This window comes from Caldalkalibacillus uzonensis (assembly GCF_030814135.1).
In the GTDB taxonomy this organism is placed as follows: domain Bacteria; phylum Bacillota; class Bacilli; order Caldalkalibacillales; family Caldalkalibacillaceae; genus Caldalkalibacillus; species Caldalkalibacillus uzonensis.
On sequence record NZ_JAUSUQ010000016.1, the window covers coordinates 33,933 to 52,573 of the forward strand.

Annotated in this window: 22 protein-coding genes; all 22 read left to right on the forward strand. The window is 48.2% G+C overall.

Features of this window, described 5'->3' with window-relative positions; translation table 11 throughout:
• The first annotated feature begins 60 nt into the window (after positions 1-60).
• Positions 61-339, forward strand: a complete 279-nt coding sequence (gene veg / locus J2S00_RS16925) for a biofilm formation stimulator Veg (RefSeq protein WP_307342573.1) — start codon at positions 61-63, stop codon at positions 337-339.
• A gap of 131 nt (positions 340-470) precedes the next feature.
• Complete coding sequence (locus J2S00_RS16930) at positions 471-656, forward strand: small, acid-soluble spore protein, alpha/beta type (protein ID WP_307342577.1); 186 nt, start codon at positions 471-473, stop codon at positions 654-656.
• A 175-nt stretch (positions 657-831) separates the two neighbouring features.
• On the forward strand, positions 832-1,689 hold the full coding sequence (ispE, locus tag J2S00_RS16935) for a 4-(cytidine 5'-diphospho)-2-C-methyl-D-erythritol kinase (RefSeq protein ID WP_307342580.1): 858 nt from the start codon (positions 832-834) through the stop codon (positions 1,687-1,689).
• A gap of 100 nt (positions 1,690-1,789) precedes the next feature.
• Positions 1,790-2,617: a pur operon repressor gene (gene purR, locus J2S00_RS16940; RefSeq protein WP_307342582.1), complete on the forward strand. Its 828-nt coding sequence runs from the start codon at positions 1,790-1,792 to the stop codon at positions 2,615-2,617.
• A 26-nt stretch (positions 2,618-2,643) separates the two neighbouring features.
• Entirely contained in the window at positions 2,644-3,024 is a 381-nt protein-coding gene (locus J2S00_RS16945) for a RidA family protein (RefSeq protein ID WP_307342696.1), read from the forward strand.
• A gap of 174 nt (positions 3,025-3,198) precedes the next feature.
• Positions 3,199-3,483, forward strand: coding sequence for a septation regulator SpoVG (spoVG, locus tag J2S00_RS16950; protein ID WP_307342585.1), 285 nt, complete (start codon positions 3,199-3,201; stop codon positions 3,481-3,483).
• A 214-nt stretch (positions 3,484-3,697) separates the two neighbouring features.
• Positions 3,698-5,089: a bifunctional UDP-N-acetylglucosamine diphosphorylase/glucosamine-1-phosphate N-acetyltransferase GlmU gene (gene glmU / locus J2S00_RS16955; protein WP_307342587.1), complete on the forward strand. Its 1,392-nt coding sequence runs from the start codon at positions 3,698-3,700 to the stop codon at positions 5,087-5,089.
• A gap of 51 nt (positions 5,090-5,140) precedes the next feature.
• Positions 5,141-6,091 carry a ribose-phosphate diphosphokinase gene (locus J2S00_RS16960; RefSeq protein ID WP_307342591.1) on the forward strand — a complete coding sequence of 317 codons (951 nt, stop codon included), beginning with the start codon at positions 5,141-5,143 and terminating at the stop codon, positions 6,089-6,091.
• A 103-nt stretch (positions 6,092-6,194) separates the two neighbouring features.
• On the forward strand, positions 6,195-6,833 hold the full coding sequence (locus tag J2S00_RS16965; RefSeq protein WP_307342594.1) for a 50S ribosomal protein L25/general stress protein Ctc: 639 nt from the start codon (positions 6,195-6,197) through the stop codon (positions 6,831-6,833).
• Positions 6,834-6,905: 72 nt separating this feature from the next.
• A complete protein-coding gene (gene pth / locus J2S00_RS16970) occupies positions 6,906-7,475 on the forward strand; it encodes an aminoacyl-tRNA hydrolase (RefSeq protein WP_307342597.1) in 570 nt (189 codons plus the stop codon).
• Between the two features lie 88 nt (positions 7,476-7,563).
• Complete coding sequence (locus tag J2S00_RS16975) at positions 7,564-7,791, forward strand: anti-sigma-F factor Fin family protein (RefSeq protein WP_307342600.1); 228 nt, start codon at positions 7,564-7,566, stop codon at positions 7,789-7,791.
• Positions 7,792-7,840: 49 nt separating this feature from the next.
• Positions 7,841-11,419, forward strand: a complete 3,579-nt coding sequence (gene mfd, locus J2S00_RS16980) for a transcription-repair coupling factor (protein WP_307342603.1) — start codon at positions 7,841-7,843, stop codon at positions 11,417-11,419.
• The gene (locus J2S00_RS16985) at positions 11,370-12,356 is read left to right on the forward strand and encodes a peptidylprolyl isomerase (protein WP_307342605.1); all 987 of its coding nucleotides are present in this window, start codon (positions 11,370-11,372) and stop codon (positions 12,354-12,356) included. Before mfd ends, J2S00_RS16985 begins: the two co-directional genes overlap by 50 nt.
• A 176-nt stretch (positions 12,357-12,532) precedes the next feature.
• Entirely contained in the window at positions 12,533-13,075 is a 543-nt protein-coding gene (spoVT, locus tag J2S00_RS16990; protein ID WP_307342699.1) for a stage V sporulation protein T, read from the forward strand.
• 106 nt (positions 13,076-13,181) lie between these two features.
• Positions 13,182-14,930, forward strand: coding sequence for a putative polysaccharide biosynthesis protein (locus J2S00_RS16995; protein ID WP_307342608.1), 1,749 nt, complete (start codon positions 13,182-13,184; stop codon positions 14,928-14,930).
• Between the two features lie 22 nt (positions 14,931-14,952).
• Positions 14,953-16,038 (forward strand): MazG family protein, encoded by a 1,086-nt coding sequence (locus J2S00_RS17000; protein ID WP_307342611.1) that lies wholly within the window; start codon positions 14,953-14,955, stop codon positions 16,036-16,038.
• A gap of 100 nt (positions 16,039-16,138) precedes the next feature.
• Entirely contained in the window at positions 16,139-16,411 is a 273-nt protein-coding gene (locus J2S00_RS17005; RefSeq protein WP_307342614.1) for an HU family DNA-binding protein, read from the forward strand.
• A gap of 12 nt (positions 16,412-16,423) precedes the next feature.
• Complete coding sequence (locus tag J2S00_RS17010; protein WP_307342617.1) at positions 16,424-16,702, forward strand: RNA-binding S4 domain-containing protein; 279 nt, start codon at positions 16,424-16,426, stop codon at positions 16,700-16,702.
• A gap of 107 nt (positions 16,703-16,809) precedes the next feature.
• The gene (gene yabP / locus J2S00_RS17015) at positions 16,810-17,112 is read left to right on the forward strand and encodes a sporulation protein YabP (RefSeq protein WP_307342620.1); all 303 of its coding nucleotides are present in this window, start codon (positions 16,810-16,812) and stop codon (positions 17,110-17,112) included.
• Positions 17,109-17,726 (forward strand): spore cortex biosynthesis protein YabQ, encoded by a 618-nt coding sequence (gene yabQ, locus J2S00_RS17020; RefSeq protein WP_307342623.1) that lies wholly within the window; start codon positions 17,109-17,111, stop codon positions 17,724-17,726. Before yabP ends, yabQ begins: the two co-directional genes overlap by 4 nt.
• A 25-nt stretch (positions 17,727-17,751) precedes the next feature.
• Complete coding sequence (locus J2S00_RS17025) at positions 17,752-18,135, forward strand: septum formation initiator family protein (RefSeq protein ID WP_307342626.1); 384 nt, start codon at positions 17,752-17,754, stop codon at positions 18,133-18,135.
• 103 nt (positions 18,136-18,238) lie between these two features.
• Positions 18,239-18,622, forward strand: a complete 384-nt coding sequence (locus tag J2S00_RS17030) for a S1 domain-containing RNA-binding protein (RefSeq protein WP_307342629.1) — start codon at positions 18,239-18,241, stop codon at positions 18,620-18,622.
• Positions 18,623-18,641 lie beyond the last annotated feature (19 nt).

Below are 18,641 nucleotides of genomic sequence, written 5' to 3' on the forward strand. Positions count from 1 at the left end.
AACAATTTATTTGACTAAACAAGACCACCGTGGTATAATAATATCCGTGAGGTGGTCAATGTGGCAAAAAATGCGTTAATCGACATTAAACGCAATCTTGACCAATACATTGGTCGACGCATTACCCTGAAGGCCAACGGCGGACGGAGAAAGACCATTCAGCGCTCAGGGGTGCTTGAAGAGACATATCCATCCGTCTTCATCGTAAAACTGGACGAAGATCAACATGCCTTTAAACGTGTTTCTTATAGTTACGCCGACATTCTGACAGAAACAGTGGAGCTCACCGTCTGTGCAGATAATGACAAGCAGATTAAAATTACTTACAACCAGCAGTAGACCAGGTCTACTGTCTTTTTTTGCTTTGAAATTGGGCTGCCTTATATTTGCTATTAAGCTGTCCTTATAATTACCGACAGGCAGGTGATACTAAACACGATCGTTTCTATCGCACCCGGGAGGGATGATCTGTGCCGAGACGCCGTGGCGTGATGTCTGAGCAGTTGAAGGAAGAGATAGCCAAAGAGCTGGGCTTTTACGATGTCGTCCAAAGGGAAGGTTGGGGCGGCATCCGTGCCCGTGACGCCGGAAACATGGTCAAACGGGCCATTGAGATAGCTGAACAACAGCTGGTTCAAAGCAGACAGTCCAAATAATCTGCATCAGGCATAGGCAAGCAGAAGGAAAGCGACCCAAACTGGATCTTGACCATCAAGATAGAAACGATCAGGCCGGGGCTAGGCTCCCCGGCTTTTGACTGTGCAAAAACGTGAACTTCGTGATAAAATGGTTTAACGGTGACGCTGAGAAAGGATATTGGAGCGATTATGGATGACAGTGTTGATGAAAGCACCGGCAAAAATTAACCTGACCTTAGATGTTTTATATAAACGGACAGACGGTTATCACGAAGTGGAAATGGTGATGACAACCATTGATCTGGCCGATCGTCTGGAACTTAAACCCAGGGACGACGGGAATATTGTGGTGGAAACCTCAGCCAGTTTTGTGCCGGCTGATGAACGCAATCTGGCTTATCAGGCAGCTAAGCTGATGCAAGAGCGCTTTGGCGTGGCCCAGGGTGTTTCCATTGCGATCGAAAAACATATTCCAGTAGCGGCCGGTTTGGCGGGGGGCTCAAGTGATGCAGCCGCCACGATAAAAGGGTTGAATCAATTGTGGCAATTGGGCTTAAGTACGGAAGAAATGGCCGCTTTGGGGGCTGAAATTGGCTCTGATGTCTCCTTTTGTGTCTATGGGGGAACGGCTTTGGCCACAGGACGTGGGGAACAGATTACACCTCTGCCCGGGCCGCCGCCGTTTTGGGTCGTGTTGGCCAAGCCGCCCATTGGCGTGTCAACGGCTCATGTCTATCAGCATTTAGATTTGTCCCGCGTCAGTGAGCGTCCCCGGGCCAAGCAGATGATCCAGGCTCTCTCGGAACAAAATTTCCTCTTGCTGGTCCAAAGTTTGGGCAATGTGTTGGAAACGGTGACGTTGCAAAAATATCCAGTGGTCAAGCATCTCAAACAGAAGATGGTTGAGTTTGGAGCAGATGGCGTGCTCATGTCAGGCAGCGGCCCCACCGTTTTCGCTCTGACGCAAAAAGAATCCCGGGCTCAGCGCATATACAACGGGTTGAAGGGATTTTGCCACGATGTCTACATGGTTCGTTCAACAGGTGCGTAAAGACACACCCTGTTATTGGCCGGCGAAGCCGCTGAACTTGTTAAAGCCGTATAAAAGTGGTATATTAGCCTCAAATATTCGGGTTTTGGGAGGCATTCCGGTGAAAAAACTGAAACGAAGCGCCAGATTGGCTGATATGATGCAGTATTTAATCAGACGGCCCCATCAGCTCATCCCCTTGACCCTGTTTAAAGAGCGGTACCAAGCAGCCAAATCTTCTATTAGCGAGGACTTGCAGATCATTAAGGAAACAATGGACATGAGTGGATTAGGTGAGTTGCTGACGGTGCCTGGTGCGGCTGGAGGGGTGAAATATATCCCTGCTGTAGATTTAGGGCGTATCAAGAGCTGGGTGGAAGAACTAAGAGCAGGGCTGGAAGATCCCGACCGTTTGCTACCCGGGGGTTATCTGTATATGAGTGACTATCTGAGCCAACCCCAAGTGGTCAACCGGATCGGCCAAATTTTTAGCTCACAGTTTCGGGATAGCAGTGTAGATTATGTGATCACCGTCGAAACGAAGGGCATTCCGCTGGCTTATGCCACCAGCCAGTATCTTAATGTCCCCTTTGTGATTGTGCGCCGGGACCACCGGGTGACAGAGGGTTCAGTGGTCAGCATTAATTATGTCTCCGGTTCAACCAAGCGCATCCAAACCATGTCCCTTGCCCGCCGCAGTATGAAACCAAACAGCAAAGTCTTGATTGTGGATGACTTTATGAAAGCGGGCGGCACAATTAGGGGGATGATGGATCTGCTGAAGGAGTTTGAAGCGGAAGTGGCAGGAGCTTGTGTGTTTGTGGAATCTTTGGCCACAACGGAGAAGCTGGTGGAAAATGTTTACTCATTATTACGTTTAGGTGACGTGGATATTAAGGAGAGAACCATTGCCATGCAATTAGGCAGTATTTTTGATCATGAATTATAACAGGGAGGTTGTGCAAGATGAGCGAATTGAAAAAAGTTGAAACACAGGAGGCACCGCGAGCAATCGGACCTTATTCCCAAGCTATTCAGGTTGGTTCGCTGGTGTTTACCTCAGGCCAAATTCCGCTCACGCCAGACGGGAAGCTTGTGGAAGGTGATGTACAGGCCCAAACGAGACAAGTGCTGGCCAATTTGGAAGCGGTGTTGAAGGCAGCCGGCGCCACCTTGAATGACGTGATTAAAACAACGGTGTTTATTAAGGATATGGACGAGTTTGCCCAAGTCAATGAAGTGTACGGCCAGGTTTTCGGAAATCATCAGCCGGCCCGTTCCTGTGTGGAAGTAGCCAGACTGCCTAAAGATGTTAAAGTTGAAATTGAGTGTGTGGCCCGCATTCCGGAGAAGTAGATAGGCGTGCCCCAAACAGGAGTTTCCCAAAGCGGAAACAGATTGGGTCTGGGAGCATATCATTACCTCAAAAAAATTTAAAAAATTTAAAGGAAATGAGCAGGAATTTTGCCACCTGTGTTGAAATGATAAAGCATAAATCATGATCATTTTGGCAAAAGGTGGTGTTTTCTCGTGGAAGTGACTGATGTCAGACTGCGGCGGGTACACACCGAGGGACGGATGAGGGCGATTGCCTCCATTACCATCGATAACGAATTTGTCGTTCATGATATCCGGGTCATCGATGGTAACAACGGCATGTTTGTGGCTATGCCTTCCAAACGCACACCAGACGGTGAATTCCGTGACATCGCCCATCCCATTTCTTCTGCAACCCGTGAAAAAATACAAAAAGCGGTCCTGGCCGAATATGAGGCCCAAGGAGAAAGAGAAGAATTAGAAGCTGGTGCTTCCTAAAAGCAGGTGCTAGATCAAGTTGCCCTTGTAGCCACCTGGCCAATGATGTTGGCTCAGGGTGGCTTTCCCTGTTTTGTAGGCATGAAGATCTGACGGTCAAGTTAGGTCTTCTTTTTTTATGGCATGTTTACATATTTTGATTCCTTGAAAAAGAGATGGGATTAAGCTATAGTCAATATCAGAAATGATCCGATTCTGTATGTGGAGGTATATGATGGACCAGACCAATGCTGTGATTTTAGCTGCGGGAAAAGGAACCAGGATGAAGTCAAAATGGCCCAAGGTGCTTCATCCTGTTTGCGGCAAACCCATGGTGCAACACGTGATTGATGCTGTGCATCAAACCGCTGCGAAAGCGAACATTTATGTCGTGGTGGGCCATGGAGCAGAACATGTCCGGCAGGAGCTGGGTGAAGCGTATACATATGTGATGCAAGAGGAACAGTTGGGCACCGGTCATGCCGTGCTGATGGCTGAACCTCACTTGAGGGAAGTGCACGGGCAGACATTGGTGTTATGCGGGGACACGCCGCTGATCACCACTCAAACCTTGCAAGCCTTTTTAGAAGCGCATGAACAGGCCCAAGCCGCAGTCAGCATCCTGACGACTATTGTGGATGATCCTGCGGGATACGGGCGCATTATTCGTGATGAACAGGGACATGTCACAAAGATTGTGGAGCACAAGGATGCCACACCTGCCGAACAGCAGGTGAAAGAAATCAACACGGGCATCTATTGTTTTGACAATCAAAAATTAATGTATGCCTTATCCCGTATAACGAATGATAATGCACAGGGTGAATATTATCTGACAGACTGCATTGAGGTGCTGGAGAAGGAAGGGGAAAAAGTTGCCGCTTACATCACCCGGGATACAGAAGAGATTATGGGTGTCAACGACCGCGTAGCCTTGGCTCAGGCAGAAAAGGTCATGCGGCGGAGGATTAATGAACGGCATATGTGCCAGGGCGTGACCCTGATTGATCCTGAGCAGACTTATATTGGTCCCGATGTGGTCATTGGTCAGGATACAGTGATCTATCCGGGTACTGTGCTTACTGGACGAACAGTGATCGATGAGGATTGCCAGATTGGCCCCTATACAGAACTGGCCAATGTAGAGGTAGGGAAGGCTGCCACCATCGCTCACTCCAAGGCGGTGGACAGCCGGATCGGTGAAAAAACCCAAGTGGGGCCGTTTGCGTATATCCGGCCTGGAACCACGATAGGTAACGGGTGCCGGGTCGGCAATTTTGTAGAGGTTAAAAATTCAGTTGTAAAAGATGGGGCGAAAATTCCCCATTTAAGTTATGTGGGTGATGCGGATATCGGGGAAAGGGTCAATATGGGCTGCGGTTCTATCACCGTTAATTATGACGGCAGTCAGAAACACCGCACGGTGGTGGAGAATGACAGTTTCGTAGGGTGTAATGTCAACCTGGTTGCCCCGGTTACCATCGGAGAAGGGGCTTATATTGCTGCAGGCTCAACCATTACCCATTCAGTCCCGGGCCACAGCTTGGCTATTGCCCGAGAGAGGCAAACAGTGAAAGAGGATTATGCCCGCAAACTGAAGCAAGGCAAGCAACGTCAAGATGGTTAAAGACCTGCTGATAGCAGACAAAAAATGGATGTTGGAGGTTTAAGCAGAACAATGCCACATTATCGTGATCCTAAATTGAAAGTATTTACCTGTAATGCCAATCCCTGTTTGGCTGAAGCGATTTGCGAACATATTGGCGTGCCTTTGGGCAAGGCCAACGTGACCCGTTTCAGCGATGGTGAGATTCAAGTTCACATCAATGAAAGTGTACGTGGCGCAGATGTGTTTGTCATTCAGTCCACCAGTGCCCCTGTCAATGAACATTTGATGGAGCTGTTGGTGATGGTGGATGCACTTAAACGTGCCTCGGCCAAAAGCATCAACGTCGTCATCCCCTACTATGGATATGCACGCCAAGACCGCAAGGCCCGGGCCAGAGACCCCATTACGGCCAAGCTGGTAGCCAATTTGATTGAAACCGCTGGTGCATCACGGGTGATCACCATGGATCTTCACGCCACCCAAATTCAGGGATTCTTTGATATCCCCGTTGACCACTTGTTAGGTGTACCCATTTTGGCGGATTATTTTTTGACCAAAAACCTGGAAGACATTGTTGTCGTCTCTCCGGACCATGGCGGTGTGACCCGGGCCAGAAAGTTGGCTGAACGTCTGAAGGCGCCGATTGCCATCATTGACAAGCGCCGTCCCAAACCCAATGTCGCCGAAATTATGAACATTGTCGGGGCCGTGGAGGACAAAGTGTGTATTTTGATAGACGATATTATTGATACGGCCGGCACCATTACCCTGGCTGCCAATGCTTTGGCGGAAAATGGCGCCAAGGAAGTGTATGCCTGCTGCACGCATCCGGTCCTTTCAGGCCCGGCCATTGAACGCATCCAACATTCCAAAATCAAGGAGCTGGTGGTGACGGATACCATCCCTCTTCCCGAGGAAAAGCAAATTGAAAAAACCCATGTGCTCTCCGTGGCACCGCTCATGGGCGAAGCAATTATCCGGGTGCATGAAGAGCTGTCAGTCAGCAAACTGTTTAACTGATACAGGCCTATTAGGGGCGTAGGCCCCATCAAATGCAGGACAAAGGTTTGGCATCCTTTCAGAACGGGAATAGTAAGTATGAGTTTAATGTTATGAGGGGAAGGTGAGCCAAACCATGTTAACCTTGCGTGTTGATGAAAGACAGGACTTGCGCAAGTCTGTCCGCAGAAAATTGAGACAGTCTGGGAAGATTCCAGGGGTGGTATACGGCAAAACAATCGGGAGCAAGCCGATTCAGGTGCCGGAAACTGAGCTGGTTCAACTCCTGAAAAAACATGGTAAAAATGCTGTGATCAGACTCGAGCTTGACGGAGCAAAACCAACAGTGATGATGGGGGAGCTTCAAGTAGATCCTCTCAAAGATGATCTGTTGCACGTTGATTTCTTTGAGATTAAAATGGATGAGGAAATGACGGTTAGTGTCCCGGTGGAGATTGTTGGTGAGTCTGCCGCTGAAAAGAAGGGCGGCGTCCTGCAAAAGCAATACCAAGAGATTGAAGTGAAGTGCTTGCCCCAAAATGTTCCTGAATCCATACAGGTGGATGCGGGCGGTTTGGATATTGGTGACAGTATAACTGTGGGAGATCTTCAGTTGGACGAGGGCGTGGCAGTGGTACTCGAGCCTGATACGGTGCTTGTCTCCGTCGCGGCGCCCACACCTGAGCAAGGGCCGGTGGATAAAAACACAGACAATGAAGAACCCCCGGAATTGGTTGAGCGCCAAGAGGATGCGGAAGAATAAAACGTTATACACAGAAGGGAACAAGGCGTAACCATCAAGGTTGCGCCTTAGATACGTAGAGGAGGTTTTGGTGTGAAGTTGGTAGTAGGCTTAGGCAATCCGGGTCCCAAATATGAACAGACACGGCACAATATCGGTTTTTTGACTGTGGACCGTTTGGCTGAAAGGCTGGGCGTTGCCATCACCAGGGAGAAGTGGCGCGGCCTGGCGGCGGAAACTTCGGTGAGAGGCCAAACAATACTGCTGTTCAAGCCTTTGACTTATATGAACCGCTCCGGTGAAGCTGTCGCGGAAGTGGTCCGCTTTTTTCAATGCGAGGCTGACGAGGTGCTGGTGATTTATGACGATTTGGACTTGCCCTTTGGGACCATGAAGTTAAGAATGAAAGGCGGTCATGGGGGACATAACGGCGTCCGTTCTGTGATTGACCATTTAAGCAGTCAAACCTTCAAGCGCATCCGCATGGGCATCGGACGGCCTGAGGATGGGGATGTTGTTAATTATGTGCTTAGTCCCTTTCATCCACAGGAACGGGAGCACCTGTCCGAATTTATTGACAGAGGAGCAAGTGCAGCGAGAGATTATTTGGAGACAGGGGATTTTTCCCGGGTGATGAATGTATATAATCAAAAACAGCGCTGAATTTCTGGCAATTGTAGCACTGAAGCAGGAATGTTTCGTCCGCTGTGGAGGCATACTAGAATTAACATTGTTTTGTAGGGGGATGACGATGTCTGTCCATTATGTATGCCGCCACTGCGGGATAAAAATAGGTGAAATTAAAGCCAATGTGTCTGAGGTGCAGCTGGGATTTCATACCTTAAGCCCTGAGGAAAAACAGGAGATCTTGCTTTATCAGGAGAATGGTGATATAGTAGCCCAAGTAACATGTGAATATTGCCAGGAGGCCATTGAACGAAATCCGGAATGGCTTCTGTTGCATAAAATACATCATTGAAACGGCTTTCCGGCTTCTGTTTTTTTAGAGGAACGGAGAGGAGGCAAACATGAAAGAGCTGATTCAGACTTTTAGCCAGGGAACTGATTTCCAACATGTGCTGACCGCCCTCCAAAATGGGATTAAAGAACAACTGGTTACCGGGTTGAATGGGTCTTCAAGAACCCTGTTTATGAGTGCCCTGTTCCGGGAAAATCATGAAGCGCAATTAGTGGTCACACACAATTTGCATCAAGCCCAAAAAATCTATGAAGATTTAATAGAGTGGCTGGATGCAGACTCTGTTTATCTGTATCCTGTCAATGAACTGATCTCCTCCGAAATTGCCACGGCCAGTCCAGAATTTAAACGGCAGCGGATTGAAGTGTTAAATAAGCTGGCCTTGGGAGAGAAGGTCGTCGTCATTGTCCCCTTAGCCGGTTTGAAGCGCTTGCTTCCTCCCCCGTCTGTGTGGAAGAAAGCGCAGCTTTCTATTGCCTGGGGAGAGGAGATTAACTTAGAAGAGCTGCAGGAAAAGCTATTGGTCATGGGGTATAAGAGAGTGGAAATGGTAGAGTCAGAGGGGGAGTACAGCATCCGCGGCGGCATTATTGATATTTATCCGCCTGCCTTGGCTCCTGTCCGCATTGAGTTGTTTGATACGGAAGTAGACTCTATCCGTACCTTTGATATCGACACCCAGCGTTCCACAGAAAACATCCAAAGTGTCACCATCGGCCCCAGTGTGGAGTGGATCTTATTCGAAGAGCATTATCAGTTCGGGGCCCAAAAAGTAGAAGAAGCTTTAAAAGATCAACTGGCCAAAGTGAGAGATGAAGAAGTTAAAACCAAACTGTCCGAGCACATAGGCTGGGAAATTGAGCAATTGCGCCAAAAAACCCCGTTCCAAGGGATCTATAAATATATGTCTTGTTTTTACGGCCAGCGTACAACCTTGGTTGATTATTTTAGACCAGGGTCTGTTGTCATTTTAGACGAACCGACCCGTTTGGTGGAGGCAGAGACCAATTTCCAGCGGGAAGAAACGGAATGGAAAACGTTGATGATGCATACCGGGGAATTTTTGCCTGAGCTGTCCATCTCTATTTCCTTTGATCAATGGAAGGAAAAGGTTAGAAAACCTCTTATTTACTTGTCGCTCTTCTTACGTCAAATTCCCCAGGCCAGCCCGCAAAATATTGTACATTTTACGTCGAAGCCGATGCAGCATTTTCACAGCCAGTTTCCTGTTTTGGAAGCAGAGATTAACCGCTGGCAAAAGAACAGACATACCATTGTTTTTCTGGCCGGGGATCATGAACGGGCTGAACGCATGGTGCGCATTCTGGATGACTTCAAGATTGAAGCCAGAAAGTTAAAACAGGACGCGCCTCTTGTGGAGGGGATTCCTGTCGTGATGGTCGGGCGGATTCAGTCCGGTTTTGAACTGCCCACCCACCGGCTGGCAGTGGTGACCGAAGGTGAGCTGTTTACCCAGCAGAAAAAGAAAAAGTCCCGTACCCAGACCCAAGTTTCCAATGCGGAGCGGATCAAAAGTTATACGGATCTGAATGAAGGGGATTATGTGGTTCATATCAACCACGGGATCGGCCGTTATGTGGGTTTAAAGACATTGGAAATTAATGGTGCTCACAAGGATTATCTGCACATTCAATATGCCGGAGATGACAAATTATACGTTCCGGTTGAAAATATTGACCAGGTCCAAAAATATCTGGGCAGTGAAGATAAGGCCCCCAAACTGTATAAATTAGGCGGCAATGAGTGGAAGCGCGTCAAAAGCCGTGTGCGCTCCTCTGTACAAGATATTGCCGAGCATTTGCTTAAATTGTATGCCAAACGGGAAGCCACGCCCGGTTATGCTTTCAGCCCTGACACGGAGATACACCGTGAATTTGATGCCATGTTCCCGTACGAGGAGACACCTGATCAAAAGCGGGCCATTGAAGAAATCAAACAGGACATGGAAAAGCCTCGTCCCATGGATCGTCTCTTGTGCGGTGACGTAGGCTATGGCAAAACGGAAGTGGCCATTCGTGCTGCCTTTAAAGCAGTGATGGACGGCAAACAGGTGGCCGTTCTGGTGCCCACCACCATTTTGGCCCAGCAACATTATGAAACCTTTAAGGAGCGGTTTCATGATTTTCCAGTTGAAATTGATGTGTTGAGCCGTTTCCGCAGCCGTAAACAGCAAAACGAAACAGTAAAAAAAATTAAGAGTGGTGTCGTGGACATCATCATCGGCACCCACCGTTTGCTTTCTAAAGATGTGCAATTTAAAGATTTGGGCTTGTTGATCGTGGACGAAGAGCAACGCTTTGGAGTGACTCATAAGGAGAAAATTAAACAACTGAAAGCCAACGTGGATGTGCTCACCTTGACCGCCACTCCCATCCCCCGGACATTGCACATGTCCATGCTGGGGGTGCGTGATCTGTCTGTGATTGAAACTCCTCCGGAAAACCGTTTCCCCGTACAGACGTATGTGGTTGAGTATCAGGGCGCACTGGTACGCGAGGCCATTGAGCGGGAACTGGCCCGGGGTGGCCAGGTCTATTTCGTCTACAACCAAGTGCAGGGGATCGAACGCAAGGCGGAAGAGATACGGGTCCTGGTACCCGATGCCAGGGTAGCAGTGGCTCACGGCCAAATGAAGGAAACAGAGCTGGAAGCTATTATGCTCGATTTCTTGGATGGGGAATACGATGTCCTGGTCAGCACCACCATTATTGAGACAGGGGTTGACATTCCCAATGTCAACACGCTGATCATCTATGATGCCGATAAGATGGGGCTGTCCCAGCTGTATCAGTTGCGCGGGCGTGTTGGCCGTTCCAATCGCACTGCTTACGCTTACTTTACCTATCAGCGAGGCAAAGTGTTGTCCGAAGTGGCTGAAAAACGCTTGGAAGCGATCAAGGAGTTTACGGAGCTCGGCTCCGGATTTAAGATCGCCATGCGCGATTTGGCCATCCGGGGAGCGGGCAACTTGCTGGGCGCTGAACAACATGGCTTTATCAATTCCGTCGGCTTTGATCTCTATTCTCAAATGTTAAAAGAAGCGATCGAGGAACTGAAAGGAGAGCGTCCCCAGGAAGAACCGGTTGAATTGGAGATGGACATACACATCGATGCCTATATTCCCGAAGATTATGTCATAGACGGTAAGCAGAAAATTGAAATGTACAAAAGGGTGGCAGCAGTCAATACATTACAAGATGTGCAAGAGGTGGAAGAGGAATTTATGGACCGTTTTGGCGCTCCGCCTCCCCCTGCCCGCCGCTTAATTAAGCTGTCCAAACTGAAAGCCTATGCCAAACGATATAAATTTGATACGGTTGTGTTAAAGGATCAGGTGCTGAAGATGCTGTTTCATCCCTCCCAAAATGATAAAATAGATGGGGGCCAATTGTTTAAACTGGCCAGTCAATATGGACGCAAAGTGGGGCTCATTTCCGATGTACAGATCGGGATCACGGTGAAAGTGAAGGGCATGAGCGAAGACGAATGGCTGGATTTAACACTGGACCTGTTGGCCCAAATGGCTGAAGCCCATGTGATTAAAGGAGAGGAAAATAATGTTCACAGCAACCAACTTGAACCAAGAGGGGAAAAGCAGGCACTATAAGCGCCTTCGGCGCTTTGGCTTGCTGTGTCTTGTTTTGCTGTTAACGGTGACCGCCTGCGGTAACCGGGAAGAGACAGAAGAAACAAATAACGAATCCGCTGATCAGGCCCAGCTGACCATTGAATTTCCGGAAGTGGACCGTGAAGGTTTAACTGAGGATCATGTGGTAGCCACCTATGATCAAGGAGAAATTCGCGGTGACGAATTGGCTCACTATCTGGCCATTCAAGCGTTTATGCAGCCGCATGCGGACATTAATGACCCGGAAATAAGGAAAACTTTTGTCCAGTTTATGGTAGCTGAGCGGCTGATTATGGCTGAAATGGCGGAAGCCGATCTGGACTGGGCGGAAAAGGAAGCTGAACAGCTGTGGCAAGATGTGCAGCTGGCTTATGATCAGGAAACATTAGAGCGAGCCTATGAGACGTTAGACATCAGTGAAGATGATGTGAAACAATACCTGCGCCGTTATGCGGTGATGCAGCAATATTTCAGGGAGAAATTAACTGAAGAGGAACGGACCAAGGCCAGTGTGCGCCACATTTTGATCTCTACAATGCATGATTTGAGTGAAGAGGAAGCCAGACAAAAAGCGTATGATCTGTACACGGAACTGGAGCAGGGTGCTGACTTTGCCGAGCTGGCCCGGGAGCATTCCCAAGATCCGGGCAGCAAAGAGAACGGCGGTCTGTATGAAGATGCACCTGTCGTGCTGTGGGTGCCTGAGTTCCGACAAGCGACACTGGAGCAGGAGATTGGTGAAATCGGCAAACCGGTCCAAACGGATTACGGTTTTCACATTATTAAAGTGGAAGCGCGTTATGTGGCTGAACTGGATGACATGGAACCTGCCGAGATCAGCCAATTGACCGGGCAAAAGTTTGTCCATTATCTTGAACAGGAATTGCCGCAACATATTCAGGACATTAATTTATAAGACGAACCAAAGGGGGCTGATGCTCCCTTTTAATCTCTTGCTTAAAAACCTTCGTTTTCTTGTCCATCGATGCATATGTTTTGCCAGCCAACAAATAATATGGAAAAGCGTTTATTCCAGTAATATCTTGCACAGTCAATTGATACAACATCATGGAAAGTGAGGGCATCAAGATTATGAAAGCAACTGGGATTGTTCGTCGAATTGATGATTTAGGCAGAGTGGTGATTCCGAAGGAAATCCGCCGCACGTTGCGCATTAGGGAAGGCGATCCATTGGAGATTTTTGTGGATCGCGACGGGGAAGTGATTTTAAAGAAATATTCTCCCATTGGCGAGCTGGGTGACTTTGCCCAGGAATATGCCGATTCGTTATACGAAAGTTTGGGGCATATCGCCTTGATTTCTGACCGGGATTCCATTATTGCTGTTTCTGGGGCATCGAAAAAAACCTATATGGAAAAAGGGATCGGTGACATCGTTGAAACCAGCATGAATGAGCGCAAAACAATCGTTGAAAACACCAAGGGAACCCATGAAATCTGCAAAGATATGCGCGAAGAGTATGCAGCATTTTGTATCGCACCCATTATCGCCGGCGGGGACCCGATTGGTTCGGTGATCCTGATCAGTCAGAAAGATGGCGTTGCCATGGGTGATGTGGAAATCAAGCTTGCTGAGACGGCAGCCGGATTTTTGGCCAAGCAGATGGAGCAATAGGATGCAGGAGGCTGTTGACCCAGGTCAACAGCCTTTTTTTCTCTTGTCTGTGCGAATGATGTTTATGATATAATGTGATCAGTTTGACATGAGAGGGGACCCCCAGATGAACGGGCCTAATCCGACCAAGCAGCTGATGAAGGGAACAGCGATTCTGGCTGCGGCTGCTTTTTTGTCCAAACTGCTTGGTGTTGTCTATAAAATACCTTATCAAAATATCACCGGTGACATTGGATTTTATGTCTATGAACAGGTTTATCCCATTTACATGATCTTGCTGACACTTTCCACAGCAGGTGTGCCCATCGCCATTTCCAAACTGGTGGCTGAACGTTTGGCCGTCGGTGATATTCCAGGCGCCAGAAAAGTGTTTAAAGTATCGGCGGTCACCTTACTGATCACGGGCCTTTTTTTCTTCATCCTGCTTTACACCGTTGGCGCACCGGTTTTGGCCTTGTTAATGAATGATCCTGATTTGGTTTTGCCTATCCGAAGCGTCTCCTTTGCCTTGCTGGTTGTGCCTGTCATGGCCTCCATCCGCGGTTATTTTCAGGGGCATCAAAACATGATGCCTACGGCGGTGTCCCAAGTGGTGGAGCAGGTCATCAGGGTAACCACCATCTTGGTACTCAGCTACTGGTTCATTTATCACAATTATAATGAGTACTATGCCGGAGCGGGAGCCGTTTTCGGCGCGTTTACCGGGTCGGTGGCGGCCTTAATTGTCATGCTGTTGTACTGGCGCAAGAATGCCAAAACCCAGCGGCGGCTGGCCCAGGCAGAAGCAGTCCAGGATGGAGAGAGAGAGACGGAAGCTCCCCCTGTCACTGCCCAACCAGGCCAAGAGATTCCTGAACAGGCGGAAACCTCTTATGCCAAGCTGTCCTTCAAGCAAATTTTAAGGCGCGTTGCGGCCTATGCTTTGCCGATCAGCTTGGGGGCACTCGTCTTGCCATTATTTCAGCTGGTGGACAACTTTACCATTCCCAATATGCTCATTTGGACAGGATGGATTAGAGATGACGCTTTTGGTTTAAGAGGGGTCTATGCCCGGGGATGGCCCTTGGTGCAGTTTGCCGCTTTTTTTGCCACGGCGCTTGCTTTGGCCCTCGTGCCCTCCATCTCTGAGGCCAAAGCCAAGCGTCAACATCAGCAGATCAGCAGGCGGACAGAGTTTGCATTGAAGCTTACTTTTGTGGTTGGCTTGGCTTCAGCATGCGGACTGGCAATTTTGGCTAAGCCCATTAACATTATGTTTTATACGAACACAGAAGGGACGCTAACCATTGCCATTCTGGCCTTTGTGGTGATCTTCTCCACATTGGGCATTACCAGTGGAGCCATTTTGCAAGGCATGGGTTATGTGACCCTCCCTGCCCGTCACCTATTGATCGGCGTGGGGGTTAAGTTCATTTTTAACCTCATTCTGCTGCCGTTTTTTGATATTAAAGGTGCTGCCTTCGCTTCTGTTGTGGGATATATGGTGGCCGCACTGCTCAACTTGTGGGCCATTTTTCACATCATTCCTGTCCGTTTGTTTAAAAAGCAGATCTTGTTACCGCCGGTTTATGCCGTCAGCGTCATGGGGGTGTGTGTCAGCTTGACAATGGTGGGACTAGAGTATGGCTTACCAGCTGCCTTACTCCATGAACGTCTTGTGTATGCTGTGGTCACCTTCAGTGCGGTGCTGGTGGGCGTGATCATTTACGGTGTCTCGTTGTTGCGCTTTGAAGCCATTACTCGCAGTGAACTGGCACTTATTCCCAAGATCAATCGTTTTATCCCTGTTTTGGAAACCTTAAAGATTTTAAAAAAAGAAGACCAGAACAAGACAGGAAAAGAAGCAAGTTCATAAAGCATAGGAAGGAGGTGTGTGGATGGCGACCATTCATATTCTGGGATTGGGAGCTGGAACCAAGGCCCAATTGCCGCTTGGGGTGTATGAAACGCTTAAGCAGGCCCAGCCTCTCTTTGTGCGGACAAAGGACCATCCTGTGATGGCTGAGCTGGAAAGAGAGGGCCTGACTTACCGCTCCTTTGATGAGGTGTATGAACGGCATCCCCATTTTCAAGTGGTGTATGAGGAGATTGTCAATTGCCTGCTCGAAGAAGCTAAGCGGCAAGGGACGATTTATTATGCTGTCCCCGGCCATCCTCTTGTCGCTGAACAAACAGTGCACATGCTGCTCAACCAAGGGAGTGAGAAAGGGGTCACGGTCCATATCGGCGGAGGCCAAAGCTTTTTGGATCCTTTGTTTGCCCGCTTACAGATTGATCCAAATGACGGGTGCGTCCTTCTGGATGGGACCTGCTTGACCCTGTCTCAGCTTAATCCCCGTTTGCACCACATAATTACCCAGGTCTATGATCGTTTTGTGGCCTCTGAGGTGAAGTTGACCCTGATGGAGCTCTATCCCGATGATTACAGTATTACTGTGGCCACAGCTGTGGGTGTCATAGGGCAAGAGCAGTTGCTGGAGATTCCTCTGTATGAACTGGACCGGGTGCTTGACATCAATAATATGACGGCCGTCTATGTGCCGCCTGCTACAGATGAGCAGGTGTTAAACCGGTTGTATGATCAAGCGCGGGATATTTTCCGTACCTTGCGCGGGCCAGACGGCTGTCCATGGGACAAAAAGCAAACCCATGAGTCTCTGAAAAAGTATGTGCTTGAAGAAGCCCAGGAAGTATGCGAGGCTATCGATGCGGGGGACGTGGATCAGCTAAAGGAAGAACTGGGAGATTTGCTACTGCAAGTTTTCCTGCATGCCCAAATTGCAGAAGAAGAGGGTTTGTTTAACATGGAAGATGTACTCCAGTCCTTAAATGAGAAGATGATTCGCCGCCACCCCCATGTTTTTGGAGATTTACGCCTGCAAGATGCGGAAGATGTGAAGCAGCAGTGGGAAAAAATTAAGGCGGAAGAGTATAGACAGAAACAAAATCGTCAAAAAAGATAGTGACAACGGAGTATTTTTAAATTTTTTTGTGTAGGAAAGCAGGAAAATCGACATGAAGCACGAATAAGTCATGGTGAGATTAAAAGGGAGGTAGACCAAAATGAACAAAAACCAACTCGTGGCTAACATTGCTGAAAAAAGTGGATTAACCAAAAAAGATGTTGAGCTGGTTGTTAATAATCTTTTAGATGAGATTACAAGCGCTTTGGCTTCCGGTGAAAAAGTACAGTTTGTCGGTTTTGGAACCTTTGAAACCCGCAAGCGTTCCAGCCGTACCGGACGCAATCCGCAAACCGGTGAAACGATCAACATTCCTGAGACGGTTGTTCCTGCTTTTAAAGCTGGAAACAAACTGAAAGAAGCCGTTAAGTAAAGCAGGTTTAACATGAGACTGGATAAGTTCTTGAAAGTCTCACGACTCATCAAGCGGCGCACGCTAGCCAAAGAGTTGTGTGATCAAGGACGAATCAAGGTCAACGGCCGGACGGCCAAAGCTGGAACACAGGTGGCCGCCGGTGACGAACTCTATATTCGCTTTGGACAAAAAGCGGTCACTGTAACCATTAACCAGCTCAAAGAGTCTCCCCGTAAAGAGGAGGCCCAGGAGTTGTACACTATTGTGTCTGAAGAAAGGATTGACGACCAGAGAAGACGACCTGACTGACTAGCAGGTCGTCTTTTTGTGTTCTATTTTTGAGACATGCACCATATCTTGTACTAGACCGTCATTAAGAGTAAGCCAGTAATATGTAAACAAAGGAGGGACAGCAGATGCTGGAAGGGAGCCACCACTACGGCAAAAATGAAAGCAAACTTCATGAAGTGAAGATGATCAACCGCAAACAACTGGAGCTAACAGGTGTTATTAATGTGGAAAGCTTTGACAGTGAAGAGTTTTTGCTCGAAACAGAAGCCGGTTTTTTAGCCATTCGCGGGCAAAACCTGCATATGAAAAGCTTGAATGTGGAGCGCGGGTTGGTCTCTATTGAGGGGCTGGTGTTTGAAATGGTGTATGTGGATCAAGGACACGGTGGGGAGAAAGCTAAAGGGCTCTTTAGCAAGTTATTCAAGTGAGCCTGGACACTCAACTGTTGACGATGCTCCATATGGTGGGAGCAGGTCTCTTTTTGGGGGCCAGTTTTGACACCTATTTTCGCCTGAGAGGGCCAGCCCGGCGTTCTATTGTGTACATGGTCCAGGATGTGCTGTTCTGGCTGTTGAACGGCATGGTGGTCTTTTTGTGGCTGAAGGGGATTAATCACGGAGAGGTTCGCCTGTATATCTTTATGGCTATCGCCCTGGGCTATGCTATGTACCGCAGTATGTTGCAAACATACTACTTGCGCGTGTTAAATACGGTGATTAACGTGGCCATCACCACCTACCGTTGGACGGTGAAACTGCTGACAGTTTTGATCGTACTGCCCATTCGGTTTATCTTCAAGGTATTGCTTGCGGTATTGGTTTTCAGCGGAAGCCTCTTCATTGGGATCGGACAATCGATTTACCGTTTTTTGCGTTGGGGAGGGTTGTTCCTGTTTGGCTGTGGTCAAAAAATAAGGGGGTTATGGAAGATACGTGAGCCAAACGAGGCGGCAGCGGATGCCACTGAGAAAAAAGAAAAAAGGTCTGTGATAAAAAAAGGATTTCTCTTCCGGATGGCGAATAAATGGTTGAGGAGAAAATAAAGTCTATAAACAGGGATGTGTCTGTATGCGATCACAATCACCATGGAAACCTTATTCGTCCCACCGGGATGTGGTCCTCCCTGCCTCGCGGACGGAGCCTGCGCCAAACCATACACAACAGCCCCGGCCTGCCAAGGCTAAACGGTGGCGGATGAAAGTTGTGGGCCTGTTGTTGGTGGTGTTTTTGATCTGGGCCTCTGTGAAGTGGTGGGAGCAGCAGCAGATGTTGCAAGAGATGGAAGCGGAATTGAATATGTTGCAAGTTAAAGTGAATGAAGCAGAAGAGCGGCAAGTGGAGCTAGAGACAGAGATTAACCGCTTGCACGACCCGGAATATATTGCCGAAATTGCCCGCCGCGATTATTTTTTGTCCCGTCAAGGGGAAACCATTTTTAAAATCAGCGACTAATTGAGGACGAACAGGTACCCTTGTTTGACACCTTTTTTTAGATTCGGGTATAATATACTATATAAATTTTTTGTTTAATCGCTTAAGGAGGATTATTTACTACATGTCAGCAGTTGAAGTAGGCAGCAAGCTTGAAGGAAAAGTGACCGGGATTACCAACTTTGGGGCTTTTGTGGAGCTGCCAGATGGTGTCACGGGTCTTGTACACATCAGTGAAATTGCCGACCAATATGTCAAAGATGTCAATGATTTTCTAAAGGTTAACGACATTGTCAAAGTTAAGGTGATCAATGTCGAAGAAAACGGAAAGATTGGGCTGTCCATTAAACAAGCCCAAGATCAGAAGCCCAAATCCAGAGCATCATCCCGGCGCAGAGATAACTTTGAAGACAAAATTTCCAAATTTTTAAGAGAAAGTGAAGACCGCCTGATGTCTCTAAAGCGCCAGATGGATACTAAACGAGGTGGTCGGGGCTCAAGGCGATGAGAGAAGCAAAGTACTGATC

Coding starts and splice junctions, on each gene's coding strand:
- J2S00_RS17005 (WP_307342614.1), top strand. CDS start 16,139: ATGAACAAAAACCAACTCGTGGCTAACATTGCTGAAAAAAGTGGATTA.
- J2S00_RS17030 (WP_307342629.1), top strand. CDS start 18,239: ATGTCAGCAGTTGAAGTAGGCAGCAAGCTTGAAGGAAAAGTGACCGGG.
- mfd (WP_307342603.1), top strand. CDS start 7,841: ATGAAAGAGCTGATTCAGACTTTTAGCCAGGGAACTGATTTCCAACAT.
- ispE (WP_307342580.1), top strand. CDS start 832: ATGACAGTGTTGATGAAAGCACCGGCAAAAATTAACCTGACCTTAGAT.
- J2S00_RS17000 (WP_307342611.1), top strand. CDS start 14,953: ATGGCGACCATTCATATTCTGGGATTGGGAGCTGGAACCAAGGCCCAA.
- J2S00_RS16960 (WP_307342591.1), top strand. CDS start 5,141: ATGCCACATTATCGTGATCCTAAATTGAAAGTATTTACCTGTAATGCC.
- J2S00_RS16995 (WP_307342608.1), top strand. CDS start 13,182: ATGAACGGGCCTAATCCGACCAAGCAGCTGATGAAGGGAACAGCGATT.
- J2S00_RS16985 (WP_307342605.1), top strand. CDS start 11,370: ATGTTCACAGCAACCAACTTGAACCAAGAGGGGAAAAGCAGGCACTAT.
- yabP (WP_307342620.1), top strand. CDS start 16,810: ATGCTGGAAGGGAGCCACCACTACGGCAAAAATGAAAGCAAACTTCAT.
- spoVT (WP_307342699.1), top strand. CDS start 12,533: ATGAAAGCAACTGGGATTGTTCGTCGAATTGATGATTTAGGCAGAGTG.
- glmU (WP_307342587.1), top strand. CDS start 3,698: ATGGACCAGACCAATGCTGTGATTTTAGCTGCGGGAAAAGGAACCAGG.
- J2S00_RS16975 (WP_307342600.1), top strand. CDS start 7,564: ATGTCTGTCCATTATGTATGCCGCCACTGCGGGATAAAAATAGGTGAA.
- J2S00_RS17025 (WP_307342626.1), top strand. CDS start 17,752: ATGCGATCACAATCACCATGGAAACCTTATTCGTCCCACCGGGATGTG.
- J2S00_RS17010 (WP_307342617.1), top strand. CDS start 16,424: ATGAGACTGGATAAGTTCTTGAAAGTCTCACGACTCATCAAGCGGCGC.